The 16251-nt window shown below is 47.1% G+C and carries 13 protein-coding genes and 1 pseudogene; 7 read left to right on the top strand and 7 right to left on the bottom strand.

Translation table 11 applies throughout. The annotated features are described in order from the left end of the window. Positions 1–7 precede the first annotated feature (7 nt). The 4 genes from PP175_RS11940 to PP175_RS11925 all read right to left on the bottom strand — a co-directional run bounded on the left by PP175_RS11940 (position 8) and on the right by PP175_RS11925 (position 4411). Positions 8–661 carry an HAD family hydrolase gene (locus PP175_RS11940; RefSeq protein ID WP_272443009.1) on the bottom strand — a complete coding sequence of 218 codons (654 nt, stop codon included), beginning with the start codon at positions 659–661 and terminating at the stop codon, positions 8–10. Positions 662–685: 24 nt separating this feature from the next. Next, complete coding sequence (thpR, locus tag PP175_RS11935; protein ID WP_272443008.1) at positions 686–1246, bottom strand: RNA 2',3'-cyclic phosphodiesterase; 561 nt, start codon at positions 1244–1246, stop codon at positions 686–688. Between the two features lie 174 nt (positions 1247–1420). After that, complete coding sequence (gene tkt / locus PP175_RS11930; protein ID WP_272443007.1) at positions 1421–3430, bottom strand: transketolase; 2010 nt, start codon at positions 3428–3430, stop codon at positions 1421–1423. 243 nt (positions 3431–3673) lie between these two features. Next, complete coding sequence (locus PP175_RS11925) at positions 3674–4411, bottom strand: SIMPL domain-containing protein (RefSeq protein ID WP_272443006.1); 738 nt, start codon at positions 4409–4411, stop codon at positions 3674–3676. 166 nt (positions 4412–4577) lie between these two features. Between PP175_RS11925 and PP175_RS11920 the strand changes: the two are divergent. From PP175_RS11920 to PP175_RS11900, 5 genes and pseudogenes are all read left to right on the top strand, one after another. After that, positions 4578–5665: pseudogene (locus PP175_RS11920) on the top strand (tetraprenyl-beta-curcumene synthase family protein). A 326-nt stretch (positions 5666–5991) separates the two neighbouring features. After that, the gene (locus PP175_RS11915; protein WP_272443005.1) at positions 5992–6522 is read left to right on the top strand and encodes a helix-turn-helix transcriptional regulator; all 531 of its coding nucleotides are present in this window, start codon (positions 5992–5994) and stop codon (positions 6520–6522) included. Between the two features lie 36 nt (positions 6523–6558). Continuing rightward, positions 6559–8283 carry a hypothetical protein gene (locus PP175_RS11910; protein WP_272443004.1) on the top strand — a complete coding sequence of 575 codons (1725 nt, stop codon included), beginning with the start codon at positions 6559–6561 and terminating at the stop codon, positions 8281–8283. Beyond that, the gene (locus PP175_RS11905) at positions 8280–9206 is read left to right on the top strand and encodes an ABC transporter ATP-binding protein (RefSeq protein ID WP_272443003.1); all 927 of its coding nucleotides are present in this window, start codon (positions 8280–8282) and stop codon (positions 9204–9206) included. The genes PP175_RS11910 and PP175_RS11905 overlap by 4 nt, the downstream gene beginning before the upstream one ends. Continuing rightward, a complete protein-coding gene (locus PP175_RS11900) occupies positions 9203–10069 on the top strand; it encodes an ABC transporter permease (protein WP_272443002.1) in 867 nt (288 codons plus the stop codon). The genes PP175_RS11905 and PP175_RS11900 overlap by 4 nt, the downstream gene beginning before the upstream one ends. A gap of 465 nt (positions 10070–10534) precedes the next feature. Here the strand turns inward: PP175_RS11900 and PP175_RS11895 are convergent, their stop codons facing one another. From PP175_RS11895 to PP175_RS11885, 3 genes are all read right to left on the bottom strand, one after another. Next, positions 10535–11164, bottom strand: a complete 630-nt coding sequence (locus PP175_RS11895; RefSeq protein ID WP_272443001.1) for a TVP38/TMEM64 family protein — start codon at positions 11162–11164, stop codon at positions 10535–10537. Between the two features lie 121 nt (positions 11165–11285). Further along, on the bottom strand, positions 11286–12680 hold the full coding sequence (locus PP175_RS11890; RefSeq protein ID WP_272443000.1) for an S-layer homology domain-containing protein: 1395 nt from the start codon (positions 12678–12680) through the stop codon (positions 11286–11288). Between the two features lie 105 nt (positions 12681–12785). Beyond that, positions 12786–13745 carry a sigma-54 interaction domain-containing protein gene (locus PP175_RS11885; protein ID WP_272442999.1) on the bottom strand — a complete coding sequence of 320 codons (960 nt, stop codon included), beginning with the start codon at positions 13743–13745 and terminating at the stop codon, positions 12786–12788. A gap of 199 nt (positions 13746–13944) precedes the next feature. Between PP175_RS11885 and PP175_RS11880 the strand changes: the two genes are divergently transcribed. Next, positions 13945–15279 (top strand): glutamine synthetase family protein, encoded by a 1335-nt coding sequence (locus PP175_RS11880; protein ID WP_272442998.1) that lies wholly within the window; start codon positions 13945–13947, stop codon positions 15277–15279. Between the two features lie 51 nt (positions 15280–15330). Continuing rightward, complete coding sequence (locus PP175_RS11875; protein WP_272442997.1) at positions 15331–16227, top strand: acetamidase/formamidase family protein; 897 nt, start codon at positions 15331–15333, stop codon at positions 16225–16227. Positions 16228–16251 lie beyond the last annotated feature (24 nt).

The raw sequence follows: 16251 nt of genomic DNA, 5'->3' as shown, positions 1-16251 counted from the left end.
GAACAAGCTATAACAAAGCCAATTTTTCAGGTATTTCAAGAAATGAATCCATATTGGCTGCCGCTGTCACTCCCCTCATGCGCAAGTCATCCGCACTCGCTTTATAAGAAATGTAAGGGATGCCCGCATCACCCGCAGCTTTCCCATCTATCCAAGAATCACCGATAAGGACCCAGCTTGATAGGGGGATGCCGGACAGTTCCCGCAGAATATAATGGACCCCAGACGGCGAAGGTTTTAACGCTGTCATTTGTTCTCTTCCGGCAATAAGGTTAAAATAACTGGTAATTCCTGTTTCTTCCAGCGCTTTGCAGGCTGCGCTCCTGGCATTGTTGGTTAAGACCGATAAAGCAAAATCTGGAGCAAGCTGTGCAAGTATGGTCGTTACATGATCCTCTAGTACCGCTCCTTCCATCCCCGCTTTTTCAAACCGTTCTACCGTTTCCCACACTTCTCGATCGAGTTCACGTGTAAAAGGTTGATTTACCCTGGCAAACTCAATAATCTGTGATGTGGTGTAGCTTGAAATATCCATATTAACATGCAAACGGCCACGTGCAATAAGCAAATCAGCCACAGCCTTTTTCATTCCGGCAAAATCAATGGATGATCGCAGAAGCGTATTGTCCATGTCAAAAATAACTCCCCGAGTCTTTGTCAACCGATCCTCCCCTTTTTATCTAGTTTAAGCTTGATCTTGAAGCTGGTATTCCCCGATCACAGTGTGAACTGCCCCGGTTCTTAACAGTTCCGATTTAAACAGACAGATATGGTCTACTTGCCAGGCTACTGACGAAAACTCCCCTACTAGCTGCTGTGCCTCGGATAAATTAAAATCATCCTTAACCTCGCGCCCCAGTGTGAGATGCGGGTGATAGGGTTTATTCTCATCATAGACACCAAGCTTGCGCAGAACTTCTGCCGTATGTTTCTGAATGTCTTGTAGCATCGATACATCTCCCTGTAGCCCGAGCCATAATACCCTGGGTGACGAAGGGCGGCCGAAAATGCCAAGCGGCCCAATTGACAGCGAGAAGGGTGGAAACTTCTCGATATTTGCTCTAAGGGATTCCTGAATTCCAGCAATACGCCCTTCTTCACATTCTCCCAGAAAATGAAGTGTGATATGCAGTGTTTTTATGGACTGCCACTTGCTGCAGTGAACAGCCGAACGGAGCGTCTCCTGAGCCTTCGATACTGCGTCTTGAGCCTGCTTGGAAAGGGTAATACCTGTAAATAACCGCAAGACCATTCACTCCTTTTTTATTAGAAAACTTGGCTGACGCCAAGCCGCAGGCGAAGGTCGACAGCCTTAGTTGCTCTTATGTGGATAGGATACGTATATACTTTCCTATCCACTTAAAAAAACGGGCACCGCTCGCATTTTATACGAAGCAGCCCCGTTTGCTACAGCAGTGTTTTAGCGGGATAGAAGCTCGGTTGCCTTCGCAACGACATTTTCCACACTAAATCCGTATTCTTTCATTACACGGTCCCCCGGAGCAGATGCGCCAAATGTCGGGATGCCAATAATTTTTCCGCTGTCACCTACATAACGCTCCCAGCCGAATGGTGCGGCCATTTCGATCGCCAGGCGTGCCTTCACGTTAGGAGGTAAAACTGAATCCTTGTATGCCTGCGGTTGCTTCTCAAATAACTCCCAGCTTGGCATGCTCACCACGCGGGCAGAAATGTTTTGTGCAGCGAGTTTCTTTTGCGCTTCTACCGCCAGGTGTACTTCTGAACCGGTCGCAAGCAGAAGAAGTTGCGGTTCCCCGTTGGAATCCGATACAATATATGCGCCTTTGGCCACACCTTGACGCGCCATTTCGGCCGTATTTTCAAGTACAGGCAGCCCCTGGCGTGATAAAGCCATCGCAACCGGGCCTTCACTTCCACTTAGAGCATAGTGATAAGCTGCCATTGTTTCATTCGCATCAGCCGGGCGCATCACGGTAAGGCCTGGCATTGTGCGCAGGGATGGAAGCTGCTCAATTGGTTCATGCGTAGGCCCATCTTCTCCGACTGCGATGCTATCATGTGTGAACACATAAATGACAGGCTGTTTCATTAGAGCTGCAAGGCGAATAGCAGGACGCAGGTAATCCGAGAATACGAAAAACGTTCCGCCAAACACTTTCACACCGCCGTGCAGCGACATACCATTCATTGCAGCGCCCATGCCATGCTCCCGTACACCGAACCAAATGTTTCTGCCTTTATATCCCTCATAGGTAAAGACTTGCTCATCTTTTATATTAGTTTTAGTGGAAGATGCGAGATCAGCAGAGCCGCCCAGGAAAAAAGGAACGGATTTAGCGATGGCATTAATCGCTTTTCCGGAAGCATCCCTTGTCGCAATCTTGCCATCTTCCGGTTTAAATACAGGAAGGTTTGCATCCCAGTTATCCGGGAGTTCACCCTTTAACGATTTTTCCAGAAGAACAGCGTCTTGGGGATATTTCTGTTTGTAATCCTGAAACATCTTATCCCACGCCGCTTCTTCGTTGGCTCCTTGCTCTTTGAGTTTACCGAAATAATCACGCACTTCCTCAGGAACATGGAACAAATCATTGTCCCAGTTATAGGCTTTTTTCACAAGCTCAACTTCTTCCGCGCCTAGGGGTGAACCATGCGCTACCGACTTGCCCCCTTTGTTAGGGCTTCCGTATCCAATAATCGTCCTGACTTCTATAATGGTAGGTTTGGATTTCTCCTGCTGTGCTTCAGAAATCGCGCGCTGTATTTCCTCTGGGTCATTGCCATTTTCTACACGCAGCACCTGCCAGCCATAAGCTTCAAAGCGTTTTGCAACATTTTCAGTGAAGGAGTGTTTTGTTTCTCCATCCAAAGAGATATTATTTGAATCATATAAAACGATTAACCGGCCCAGCCTTAAATGGCCGGCTAGCGATGCAGCTTCAGCCGACACACCCTCCATTAGGTCGCCATCCCCACACAATGAATACGTGTAGTGATCAACCAGCGGAAAACCCTCCCGGTTATATGTAGCGGCCAGAAATCTTTCAGCCATTGCCATTCCCACTGCCATGGAGATACCTTGTCCCAGCGGTCCTGTTGTTGCGTCTACGCCGGGTGTAAAACCAACCTCTGGATGCCCGGGCGTACGGCTTTCCCACTGTCGAAAATTCTTTAAATCTTCCACCGTCACATCATATCCGCTAACATGCAGGAGACTGTATAATAGGGCGGAACCATGTCCAGCTGACAGTACGAAACGGTCCCGGTTAAACCAGTGGGGATTCGCCGGATTATGCCTCATAAACCGGGTCCACAGCACGTATGCCATAGGAGCCGCACCCATTGGAAGTCCTGGATGGCCGGAATTGGCCTTTTCTACCTGGTCAATGGATAAAGTGCGCAGCGTGGCAATCGATAGCTCGTCTATTGCTTTAGTGTGGTTGATCATAAACAAACTCCCTTCTCCTAATTGTTGCAAACAGCAAAAAATGGGTTTCTTAAATCATACTACATTATTTTCCCCTTTTCTTTCATATTCAACACATTTTTTGCTTGCAGTTTACAGGAACTAAGTTTATCTTTTTTGTTACTTGTTTTGATTTTTTTATTTAAATTACTACGCAGTATTTTTGTACTTTTCATGCAGGAAGAAAGGACAGGCCTTTGGCTTTGCCTGTCCAAAAATATGGATTCAATTAAACGCGTACGTCAATGTTACGGTATCTTGCACTTTGAGCTGGCCCGGGAATACCTGGGTGATTGGCTTTGCATCGCTGATGCCTGCTCCCCCACCCATTACGACACCAGGGGAGATAGGCAGCGGCTGGCTGGTCCCCTCATTTATCTGGATGATACTCTGCAGCTTAACACCTGCATTCTTAGCCAGCCCTGCTGCTTTTTCCTTTGCATTTGCAATTGCCCGTGCAAGCGCCTGCTGCTCATAGTCATTTAATTTCTCTGAACCAAACTGTACATTGTCCACCCGATTAACCCCTGCGGCTGTTGTCTTATCAAGAATTGTGCCAATATTGTTTAAGTCGCGGTACGTGATTTGGATAATTTGTTCCACCTGATAACCTTTCAGCGTTTGTTTGTTGCCATCAAATGAATAATCTGGAGAAGTGAAATAGCGGACTGTCTGGATGTCTTTGTCGGGAATATGTAACCCCTTTAAGACATTCACGATTTTCGTGAAACCGGAGGCGTTCTCCTGCTGGGCCTGCTTTGCAGTGGGTGCTGTATGCACAAGTCCCAATTGAATATAGGCAACGTCAGGAACCACCTGCACCTCACCGTGTCCGGAAACTGTCAGTACTCGGTTGGCTGCTGTATCTGCCGCAAGAACCGGGACCCACGCCATTGAACCTGTCCATATAGCTGCAGACAGACCTGATAGCGCTACCCATTTTTTAAGAATTTGTTTCCCCATTTCTAGCCCTCCTTAGATTCAGTTAAAATAATGACGCAACGGTGCATGACAAAGTTGCATGGATAACGGATGCCCGGGGCAGCCTGCTTTGCTTGTATTCGCATTTGAGTTGCACTATCATAGACTAAGACACACGAGACATAACAAACTAAAGGTGTGAACAACTATGCATCCGACAGGACCTATCCGCTTAATGTATCGTTTATACCGATACATATTTCCAACTGTTAAAAGCGAGTTACAAAGTTGGCGTAAGCGGGCTGAACAAATTCCGGATCCGGAACTTCGCGCCCAGGCGCTTTCCAGTATAGAAAACAAAGCTTTTCACTGCGAGGGCGGCTGTGTCTATGCCGCAGCAAGCATGCCATACAGGCATTCGTTAATCCGGCTTATCGTCGCCTACCAGACAATAAGCGACTACCTGGACAACCTCTGCGACAGGTCCACTTCTTTAAATGGGAATAACTTTGAACGGCTCCACCAGTCGATGCTGGATGCGGTGTCGCTTACCCCCCTCAGTTAGACTACTATGCGTTTAACCAGGAAAAAAATGACGGCGGCTATTTAACGGATCTCGTTCGGACCGTACAGGAAGAGCTTCATAAACTCCCTCATTATCGATCTGTTAAAGAACCGGTCATTCAACTTTGTTCTTTGTACTGCCAGCTGCAAATTCACAAGCATGTAGACCCTTCGCTTCGTGAGGAACGCTTGTTAAACTGGTGGCAAACCAATAAGTCCACCGTTCCCCCCACGCTTAAGTGGAATGAGTTCGCTGCCGCTTCAGGGTCCACCATTGGTATTTTTCATCTATTTCAGGTAGCTTCCCTTGAAAACACAAGCGGCGAGCGCATCTATCGCATTGCCAATTCCTATTTTCCCTGGATTTGTTCCTTGCATATTCTGCTTGATTACCTGATTGATCTGGAGGAGGATGAGCTGGGAGGCGATTTAAATTTTATCGCTTATTACTCCGGTCAGGAAGAAACCTTCAACCGCCTGAAATTCATTGTGGATCAGGCAAAGGAAGGTGCATCCCTCCTGCCTGATCAAAAATTCCACAATATGATTATTGACGGGCTCCTGGGTTTGTATCTTTCCGATGGAAAAGTTGGACGACAGCCAATGGTTAAGCAAATTGCCGGAAAGCTAATCCGATCCTCCTCCTTATACGCCCGCTTCTTCTTTCTTAACAGCCGTGGGTATCGAGGCAGTAAAGCCGTGCTGCAGCCACCCCGCATGGTGCATAAATAAGAAACCTGACTTTTATAGTCAGGTTTTTTTGTGGCAAAGGAAAACATCGCGGGCCATGCCGCTCTCTCCTTTCCCCTCATAAAAGCTTTTACGGCCGCTTTGTGGAACGACGTTCGGACCGGAAAACATCTGGGTATCGCAATGACGGAGACAGTTGCCGGTCTTTTTCGCCCTCTGTTCCACACGCTCCACAAGGGGAAAGAAAGGTGCGGACATGCGCCTCACGATGTTTTTCTACGCAAAAAATTATTGACTTTTTCCTTGTATAGTGTAAATTTACACTATACGATTCATTTTTCCACCAATTATGAAGAAAGGAGATAAACATGAATGGGAAAAATACCCCGCAGTTTACAAAACAAACGTTCGATAGAATGATTTCGGAGAAGCTTCGACTCATTCGCACAGAGGCCCGGTTAAATCAGGAGCAGCTAGCCGACGCCATTGGTATTTCCAAAAAAACCCTCGTACAGGTCGAGAAAGACCGAAAGACGCTTGGCTTCACAGCGGCCGCCCTGGTAGGATTATTATTTCGAAATAGTGAGATCGTACAGGCCTTGTTTGGCGAATCCATTGTTGAGATTCTCGATTTGATTGCCTTCCATGGTATCGACGCTACACCAACTGAAGATTCACTGGAGTGGATTCAAGAGGCAAAAATGAAAGCCCGCTACAAATCATCAGGCCATCGCGTCTGGTGGAAAGATGAAAAAGCCGGTGCTGCCTACACCCTGCAGTCTCACATTCTTACAGGGCACCTGCGCATTGTCGATAATGCCAATGCACTCCATTATTATGGGATGGACCGGGCAGAGGCAGAAAAACATCTGCTGGCGCTGGAACAGGCGGCTAAATAAATGGACTATGGGAGAAACAAGGAGTTGATCAAAGACATGACAAAACAGAAATTAGGGAGACTCATACGCTTGCTGCTATCTATCGCCCTTCTCGCTGCCTTTATCATGATCCAGTTTCCTGCGGCGTGGGCGGATGCTACAAATCTTGTCCAGATGAAAACAAGCGTAGGTTTTAACGGGCAGTATAAATGGGATGCGAAACTGCCTATCAGGATCACCCTTACGAACAACGGGACGAAGCCGGCGGCTGGCTCATTAAAACTTGTTCTGCGCAATCATTCCAGTCTGAATGCAACCTATATAAAGCCTTTGACATTACAAGGCGGTGAGACAAGACAGGTGATTTTCCCTATCACCGGCCAATTTAATAGTACGATCAATTCATCGATTGCTGAGTGGGTTGTAGGTGGAGGAGTTGCCAACAAACAACCGTTGACAGCATCCGGTGTTCCGGCAGATTTTCTGGCAGGAATGCTTGCGGACAAATCGACAGTATCTAACCTGCTCCAGACACAGCCATCTATAAAACAGGGACCTTCCACGGCTCCAGTCCAGTTGTCTGCCGAGGATATCCCAACGGATCCGTCTTATAATTCCAGCCTCGACGGCCTTCTGATAACGAACAAACAGTACAGCCTGTTAAATTCCGAACAGAAGAAATGGATCAAACAGTGGATAGCCCACGGTGGAGTTATGGTTACGGTGGACCAAACATCGGGGGCGGCTGCTTGGAAAAAGGTCAACGAAGCTTTCGCCCAAGGTAAGCACACTCGCGTACCGGTGATGGAAAATGCCTATCAATTAGCTGATATCGCTTCCTATATACCAGGCATAGACCGGCCCAGTCTTCCCTTTCTTATCCTGCTTTTTATTGCCTATATCTTGGTGATTGGCCCTCTTTTATATTATGTATTGAAAAAACAAAAAAGGCAGGGGTGGACGTGGACTGCTGTGCCGACTGCTGCTGTTATCACGGCCTTGCTTATTTTTGGATATGGCAAATGGCAGCATGGGAGCAAGGTGCTTCTGCAGAGTGTTGACATCCTTCATATAACGAACAACGGAAGCGCGGATTTGGAATCAGCCAGTTCTTTCGTCGTGCCGACTGGAGGAGACTATACGATGCAGATCCATAAAGCCATCAACCTGTTCCCTGTAAACGAAAATGCCAACAGCCAGCGGGATGAAACTGAAGGAGCAACCGTAACTCTGGGGCAGCAAAAATCCAGCATCTTATTTCCAAAAACGAGTTTTTGGTCGCTTCACAAAGCTTTTGTAACAGACCGCATTGACAACACAGGCAACTTTTATGCTTCGCTAATAACAGGAACAAGCCGGATTACCGGGACCGTTCGCAACAATACGATTTACACTCTTCACGATGTGCGGCTTGTATATGGCGTAGCCTGCCAATCCATTCCTGTTTTAGCGCCTGGAGCAGAGATTCAGGTTAACCTGCCAACTGATAACACCAACAGCAAGCAACCGGCTTCTGATAAGCTTTCGGATGTTGCCCAGCTTCTGCCATCTTCGCTTGGTACGAAAGACAGCCAGTCCTTGCAGTCTCGACAAGGCCGCATGCTAAATTTGTTATACAACACTGAATCTTCCAACACTGATGAGCATCCTTTGCTTCGGATATTCGGATGGACGGACCAGCATCCGTACGCTTTAGATATGGCGGGAAAAGCGTATAACGGATACCGGTTAACACTCGTTGAATCCCGCATCGGGCTTCCGGAAATGGGAGGAAACAAATGATCAAGATTAATAATCTTCATAAAACATACAAAAATCATGCTGCTGTACGCAATCTTTCACTTGATATCGAAAAAGGTTGTATCTATGGTTTTGTTGGCCCCAACGGTGCAGGAAAAACAACCACCATGTCCATTCTGGCTACCCTTATTGCGCCAACCAGCGGCTCAGCTAAAATTGGGGGCTATGATTGCGTTAAAAGTCCAAAGGAGGTTCGACGGCTGATTGGCTATATGCCAGACTTCTTTGGCGTGTACGATAATTTAACCGTCTATGAGTATTTGGATTTCTATGGAGCCAGCTATGGACTATCCAGAACAGAAAGGGAAAAAATCATTCCGCAAATGCTTGAACTTGTCCATTTGACCCAAAAAGAAGATGGATATGTCGATATGCTTTCCCGCGGCATGAAGCAGCGTCTGGGACTAGCGCGTGCTCTTGTTCACAACCCTGAGGTTCTTATCCTAGATGAACCTGCATCCGGACTTGATCCAAGGGCACGGATTGAGATGAGAGAAATTATCAAGACGCTGGGCAATGCCGGTAAAACAATAATTATCAGCTCCCATATTCTGCCCGAGCTGGCTGAGATGTGCGATGAAATCGGGATTATCGAAGCAGGTGAGCTCGTTGCTTCCGGCAAGGTAAATGAGATTCACCATAAAATGCACAGCCAAAAAATGCTCAAAATACGGCTGCTTGACCAATGGGATTCCTTGGTAAACCGTCTTCGCTCGACCCGTGGTGTAGCGAATGCTGTGCGTGAGGATGACTTTATCATCGCCAGTTTTACAGGAACGGATGAGGAGCAGGCAACGCTACTGGCAGGCCTGCTTGCTGATGGATTCCCTATCGTCTCATTTGGTGAAACTGAAGGCAATCTTGAGGATCTATTTCTTGAAATTACGAAAGGAGCCGGCTCATGAACGATTTAATACACTGTGTAGCAAATCCAGTACTTGGCAAAGAGCTTCGTGTTCGCATGCGTTCCAAAAAAACACCCTGGATCATTACACTGTACCTCGCTGCATTGGGCATCGTCATTTTTAGTATTTTGTTTATGCAGGCAGCGAACAAGAATTCCTATTATTCATCCAATGGAAAGATCATTTTTGTTATCCTTTCTGTCATGCAGTACGCCTTAATTATCCTGGCAACACCAGGTTTGACAGCAGGAGCAATTAGCGGCGAAAGGGAACGCCAAACCCTTCCCCTTTTGTTGACCACCAATCTTTCCGGTGTGCAGATTATACTCGGCAAATGGCTCAGTTCGCTTAGCTTTATGATTCTCCTTGTTCTATCGTCGATTCCGCTTTACAGCATGGTCCTGTTATTTGGCGGAACATCGCCCGGTCAGTTTATCAAAATTTTCGCTGTGTACCTGATCACCATGCTCGCCATAGGGGCGGTTGGTCTGTGCATATCGACGATTATGAAACGAACAGGGGCGGCAACTGTAACCACCTATTTGCTCGTATTTGCGTTTAGCGGCTTGATTTTCTTAATCAGTGGACTTCTGTACGATTCCATGCAAAAGGATTTATTGCAAATCGCCAGCCAAACCGGAGCAGCGGTCCACCCTATCAGCACACACCCGCTGTACGGATGGCTCCAGCTATTAAATTGCATTAATCCATTTAATGTCATAACCGTTGTGTTTCTAAATCAGAACGGGCTGTTCTCTCAGCAGAGTCCAGAGAACCCATTTTGGGGATTTATCGTGTTCTACGGGATCATTACGATTGTTGCGCTAGCCGTGGCCGTTTTGTTTATCAGGAGAAAAGCATGAGAAAAACATCGCGGGCCATGCCGCTCTCTTCTTTCCCCGCATAGAAGTTTTTACGGCCGCTTTGTGGAACGACGGACGGACCGGCATTAGGGAATCTTGGCCAGTGGCAAGCGTAAGCGCAGGCAATGGCCTTAGATTCCTTTATACCGTTTAGGTGCAACATTTGGGTATCTCAATGATGGAAACAGTTGCCGGTCTTTTTCGCCCTCTGTTCCACACGCTCCATTAGAAAACTAGGTTGCGGCCAAGCTATAGCGCAGGCAGCAACCTAAGTTGCCCTTATGCCGAAAGATAAAATAGAAACATCTTTCGGCCTGGGGGAAAGAAAGGTGCGGACATGCGCCTCACGATGCTTTTCTCGGTGTATCGGGACCGGAGGTCCCATTAAAGCACATAAACTTTGAATATCAATAAATTTAAAGACGCCATCCTGCTGCGGATGGCGTCAATTTGCGACTCTATCATTTAGCTTTCTTGGGATTTTGCCATTTTTTTATAAAGAACGATGTAATTAATGATAAAAATTATCAACAAATACACACCGTAAATCCCAATCGAAAACCATTTGTTTTGCAGAAAATGTGACCCTGCAAAGTTAACGAGTAGAATATTCGGTATCTTGCCCAGAACCGAGGCCCAGAAAAACGTCCACCACCTTACGTTACTCAGCCCGCAGATAATATTGACAACTGCTGCAGGAATCACCGGAATAACACGGCTTAAAAGAATCGCCAGAAAAGAATTGTTCTCAAAATACTGTTCGTATTCTTTTATTTTGGGATACTTCTGCACGTAATTCTGAGCCCAGTCCCGAAAACCATATCGGACAAGAAAAAACAAAAGGGTCGTTCCAAGCATGGCGCCCGCCAGCGAGATAGCAGCCCCCTCCCACATACCAAAAATTGCTCCAATGATCCCTCCCAACACGGGAAAAGGAACCACCGGAAAAAATACCGTTATGGCTACAAACAGCATACTGATGCATATTGACAGGCTTCCGCCCGCCCTCATCCAGTGAAGCAGCTGATCTTTCTGGCTGTAACCTGCAATGATAATGAGAATAAATATAAGGATACTCATCGTTTTCTTTATCATGATTAAAATAAACTCCTAACCCACTGACCGTTATATACGTATTCTAGTTATACACTATCATAGATCAAAAACGCCTACCACTTTAAAGTGGTAGGCAAAGTGCTTATCCCTTGCATGTTATTCAGCTCTGACCGGAAGCTGTGGTGCTGCTAATCGTGAAATCTTTTTCGGCAATGACTGTTGTCGGATTTTTAGCATCTACTATTCGAAGTTTAATAGGATAAGAACCGGGTGCATCAGTCATTACGTATACAGGAATAGTCTGTGAGTCATTGGCTGAAAGCGATAAGCTACTAGTTGCTCCCAAACCTTCGGAATAAAGATCATACCAGTGTCCATCGCTTCCTTTAGCCCAAATTTGCACGTGTGGTTGCTGTGCGCCAGCAGTTGCAGAGGCATTAGCTGAACCAGATGAATTTGATGCAATTGAGGCGATGGTTGCCTGGACAAACCCTGTATCGCCTTTCTTGTCCGTGGTGATGGTTAAGTTTGTAGAGGTTCTATTTTTAACTGCAGCTTCAACCGCTACATCGATCTGATCCCGGCTCACATTGGTTGTCGGAATAAGCATGCCAGACTGAACTGTGAGTGTATCGCCAGATGTAGTGGTCTGGGTTAATCCACTAACATCGAGCTTATAAGTTGAATGGTTCACTGATACGGGAGGCGTCTGGTCTGTTGTACCGCCGGTTTGATTGCCCGTTTGTCCGCTGCCAGCTGATTCGCTGCCTGCGCTAAGCAAATTATGAAGATTGAAGGAAATCGCCGCTACTTCCTGTCGCTGCGCATTTTTTCGAGGATAAAAATACTGCTTGTCCCCTACCATAAGCTTTGTTTGGATGGCCGCCGCCACATACGGACGTGCCCAGTAGCTCACAACACCTTTATCGACTATGGGAAGGATTGGGTTTTGATCGATGTTTACAGCAGCTGATTTCACCAGAATCACTGCTAACTCTTCGCGTGTGATCGGTTTGCTTGGAAAGAAGTTTTTACCGTCTCCCAGCATAATTCCCGCATTCCTTACCGCCTCTATGTAGTCGCGGCTCCATGGAGCTTTTACATCGTGGAAGGAGGAGGTTGTCACGGTAGGCACATCAAGTCCCAACATTTTACTCAGTACAACCGCCACTTCCTGACGGGACATGGTATCAAGCGGTCTGAATCTGCCATCTGTATCCCCTGCGATAAACCCCAGCTCTTTTGCCGTTACGACATAATTCATCGCCCATGTACTGACCGATTTAAAGTCTTTAAACACTGGCGGATTCGTGCCTGTGCCTGGCGTCGTTGCTCCACCGGTCTCCACAGTCCCGCCCGTATTGATAGTTGTAGAGTCGCCTGTTGTCGTACTTGTGCCGGCTGTTACGGTGCTGGAACCGATTGTTGTTCCGCTTGTGGTGTTCGTTACGGTTGACCCTGATGTGGAAGTGGTGTCTGCTGCCATTGCCGTAACTGGAAGAAGCGCGTTTGAGGCTACCAGCGAGCCTACAAGAATGCGGTTCATTCGTTTCATGATGTTTCCTCCTCGTGTAAAAAGTGGGTTGTCAACCAAGTCATTTTGTATTACCCCATTTACAACGAGGCAAAACTGCCTTCGCAAGTATTATGGCAAGGGTGATTAGACCTGCTCCGCTTGTCCGGTACCGTGTTTGGATGAAATTGCGTATTTTTGAAGTTTTCTAAGCAGGGTTGTATGGCTTATTCCCAGTGCGAGCGCGGTGTCCCGGATGCTTCTGTGTTTACTCATGGCCTCTCTGAGAACCCTCTCTTCTGTTTGGTCAAGATACTGTTGGAGCGTTGCTGGATGTGTGCCCGTTCCTTCCAGACCTTCCAGGTAGTGAGCAGCATGATCACTGGTGATCTCTTGACCATCTGCTAAAACACATAATCCCTCCACAATATTTCGCAGCTCCCTTACATTTCCTGGATATGAATAATGGAGCAGCTGTTCCCATACTTCAGTAGAAAAGCGACGGGTGAAGGAAAAGTCCGTACAAACTTTTTCTAAAAAGTAGGCCAGCAGTCCTGACACGTCTTCTGGCCGTTCGCGAAGCGGGGGAACGCTTAGATGTGCGACCTTAAGCCGGAAATACAAATCCTTGCGAAACCTCCCGGAAACTACCTCCTCTTTAAGATTTCGATTGCTGCTGGCTAAAATCCGCACGTCAACCGATTTAGACCAGCTGCCGCCAACGCGCCTGACTTCGCGTTCCTGTAGAACGCGTAACAGTTTAACCTGCATCGTCATTGGCAGCTCACTCACTTCATCCAGGAGCAGCGTGCCCTTATCGGCCAGCTCGAACAATCCGGGATTACCCTCCCGCTTTGCTCCGGTAAACGCACCTTTCTCATAACCAAACAATTCCGACTCCAGCAGGGTTTCCGGAATTGCCCCGCAGTTGATTTTAATAAAGGGCATGTTTGATCGCGGGCTTTGTTCGTGAATGTAAGAAGCCACAACCTCCTTGCCTGCTCCGGTCTCCCCTTCTATTAAAACTGTAGAAGGAAAAGCGGCCACCCTTTTTGCCTGATTAAATACCAACTCCATTTTCTTACTCCGAAAAACAAAGGGTTCCACTGTTTACCCCTCCTTTTTTTTAGCTTCATTATAACCGATTTGAAATCGATTGGTTCATTTTTGAACCGCAATCCTTTCTTCAATTGGATACCCATCGTTTAAATGCTTATAATTTACGTATTTTTTTGATTTTATTTCTTGGCACACTTCTTGCATATTGAAGTAAAACGACATACCACAGAAAGTGAAGTGAATTTAATTGACTGCAGAAGAATGGAAACAGTACATTCAGCGTCTGCTGCGCGAAAACAATATTCATACGATAAGAATGTGCCTGCCGGATCATACGAATATCTCCCGCTCACGTAATATTTCCAGCGCCCATTTTCTGCAAACTGTTTTAGCAAGCGGAGCCTCTTATCCTTCTGTCCTGTTTTCTATGGATACCTCAGCCAAAATACGGCCTGAGTTAGGAAGCGGATTTGACGGAGGATATCCAAGCTGGCTGTTTGAGCCTGACCCTAAAACATTCAGCATCCTCCCCTATGCTCCAGGAATTGCGCGCATTATAGGCGACGTATATGAAACAGACGGTTCCCCCGTGTCCGTCGCGCCGCGACATGTTCTCCGGCGGGTGCTTGATGAAATCAAACAAATGGGATTTCAGGTATATGGGGCGTTTGAATATGAATTTTACGCCTTTCAAGGGAAAACCAATCCCCCGGAGCCTGCCTGGGAAGGCCTCCAGCTTTTTTCCGAATTTAAGCAGGCAGAAGTGCAGCAAATTTTCACGGCCGCTATGCTCTCTCTTTCTGAAATGGGAGCAGGTCCGCAGATAGCCAACACGGAATATGGTTCGGGCCAGTTTGAAATCACTCATGAACCATTTTGGGACATTGAAATTGCGGATATGGCATTCTACTACCGGACAAGCATCCGAGAAATTCTGCAGCAGAAAGGCCTTCGTGTGACGTTCATGAGCAAGCCGTTTACAGACATGAGCGGCAGTGGTTCACATTTGAACCTGTCCCTTTACAACCGGGATAAAGGAAATGTTTTTTATGACAACAGCAAGCCTGATGGGCTGTCAGACATATGCCGCTGGTTTCTTGCAGGCCAGTTGCATCATGCTGCCGCCTTGTGTGCACTGTCAAATCCCACTGTAAACAGCTACAAAAGGCTTGTGCCCTACTCGTTTGCCCCAACAACCGCAACATGGGGCTATGAAAACAGAACAGCGATGATCCGCATCCCGCATATACTCGGAAATGGCATGCGGATAGAAAACCGCCTCCCTGGGGCCGATACAAATCCTTATCTCACGCTTGCGGCAACCCTTGCTGCGGGCCTGGATGGCATTCGCAGGCAGCTTGAGCCACCGGCCCCTCTAGAAAGAAGCGGCTATGAATCCGGAAGTAAGTTGCCGCGTTCACTCGGTGAGGCTCTGCTAGCTCTGGGGCAGGACGAGCTATTTCACGATTTAATGGGATCCGAATTTGTCGAACATACGTTGAAACTTCGCACCGCTGAATGGGAGCGATTTTCCCGTCACGTTACAGACTGGGAAACAGCGGAATATATGGACCTGTTCTAACAAGTAGTGCATAAAAAATTTAACTAGATGATGAAAAGGAAGGTAATCAACATGAATCGTGTATCGAAAGATCATGTCATTTACGCAATGTCAAAGGACAATCAGCCAGTTATCACAGTGGAGGCAGGTTCCCAAGTTGTTTTTGAAACGTGCGATTGTTTCGAGGACCAAATCAAGACCGCTAATACACATTTTAGTGAATTGGACTGGAATCGCATTAACCCGGCGACCGGCCCGGTATTCGTGAAGGGTGCAGAGCGTGGCGATATCCTCGCAGTCCGGATCGATAAGATTGACCATAACAGCCAGGCTGTTATGGTAACCGGTCCTAATATGGGTGTCATTGGGGATCAGCTTGGCGAAAATGTCGTCCGTATCATCCCTGTCCAAGGTGGCAAAGCCCAATTTTCCAAAGAGATTGAGGTGCCGCTCAATCCGATGATCGGGGTGATTGGAACAGCCCCAGCCGGGGAAGCGATATCCTGCGGTACACCGGATTTACACGGGGGAAATATGGACTGCAAGCTTATTAAGGAAGGTTCTACTCTCTTCTTGCCTGTTAATGTTGCGGGTGCGCTGTTTGCGCTTGGCGATCTGCATGCGGCAATGGGTGATGGAGAGGTGGCTGTATGCGGGGCTGAGATAGCAGGTGAAGTCACAGTGACACTATCTGTGATCAAGGATAAGAAATGGCCACTGCCGATGATTGAAACAGACACACACGTGTATACGCTGGCTTCCGAAGTGCAGCTTGATGATGCTGCCAGCACAGCCACCCGCAACATGGTTAACCTGCTTGAACAGGAGTCAGGCATATCCAAACATGAAGCGATTGCCTTGATGAGCCTGGTTGGCAACATCCAGGTCTGCCAGGTAGTAGACCCGAAGAAGACCATTCGTTTTGAAATGCCAAAATCTATTCTTTCAAAATTAAAGGTTAGTTTATAGAGATAGTTAAGAGAGAGGTGTAAG

Source organism: Aneurinibacillus sp. Ricciae_BoGa-3, assembly GCF_028421645.1.
GTDB lineage: Bacteria > Bacillota > Bacilli > Aneurinibacillales > Aneurinibacillaceae > Aneurinibacillus_B.
Note: the sequence above shows the minus strand (reverse complement) of the source record. Positions and strands in the feature narration are given on the sequence as shown.

Bases quoted from the DNA above. Each gene is read 5' to 3' on its own strand.
- PP175_RS11875 (WP_272442997.1), top strand. From the start codon at position 15,331: ATGAATCGTGTATCGAAAGATCATGTCATTTACGCAATGTCAAAGGAC.
- PP175_RS11905 (WP_272443003.1), top strand. From the start codon at position 8,280: ATGATCAAGATTAATAATCTTCATAAAACATACAAAAATCATGCTGCT.
- PP175_RS11925 (WP_272443006.1), bottom strand. From the start codon at position 4,411: ATGGGGAAACAAATTCTTAAAAAATGGGTAGCGCTATCAGGTCTGTCT.
- PP175_RS11890 (WP_272443000.1), bottom strand. From the start codon at position 12,680: ATGAAACGAATGAACCGCATTCTTGTAGGCTCGCTGGTAGCCTCAAAC.
- PP175_RS11900 (WP_272443002.1), top strand. From the start codon at position 9,203: ATGAACGATTTAATACACTGTGTAGCAAATCCAGTACTTGGCAAAGAG.
- PP175_RS11915 (WP_272443005.1), top strand. From the start codon at position 5,992: ATGAATGGGAAAAATACCCCGCAGTTTACAAAACAAACGTTCGATAGA.
- PP175_RS11895 (WP_272443001.1), bottom strand. From the start codon at position 11,164: ATGATAAAGAAAACGATGAGTATCCTTATATTTATTCTCATTATCATT.
- PP175_RS11910 (WP_272443004.1), top strand. From the start codon at position 6,559: ATGACAAAACAGAAATTAGGGAGACTCATACGCTTGCTGCTATCTATC.
- tkt (WP_272443007.1), bottom strand. From the start codon at position 3,430: ATGATCAACCACACTAAAGCAATAGACGAGCTATCGATTGCCACGCTG.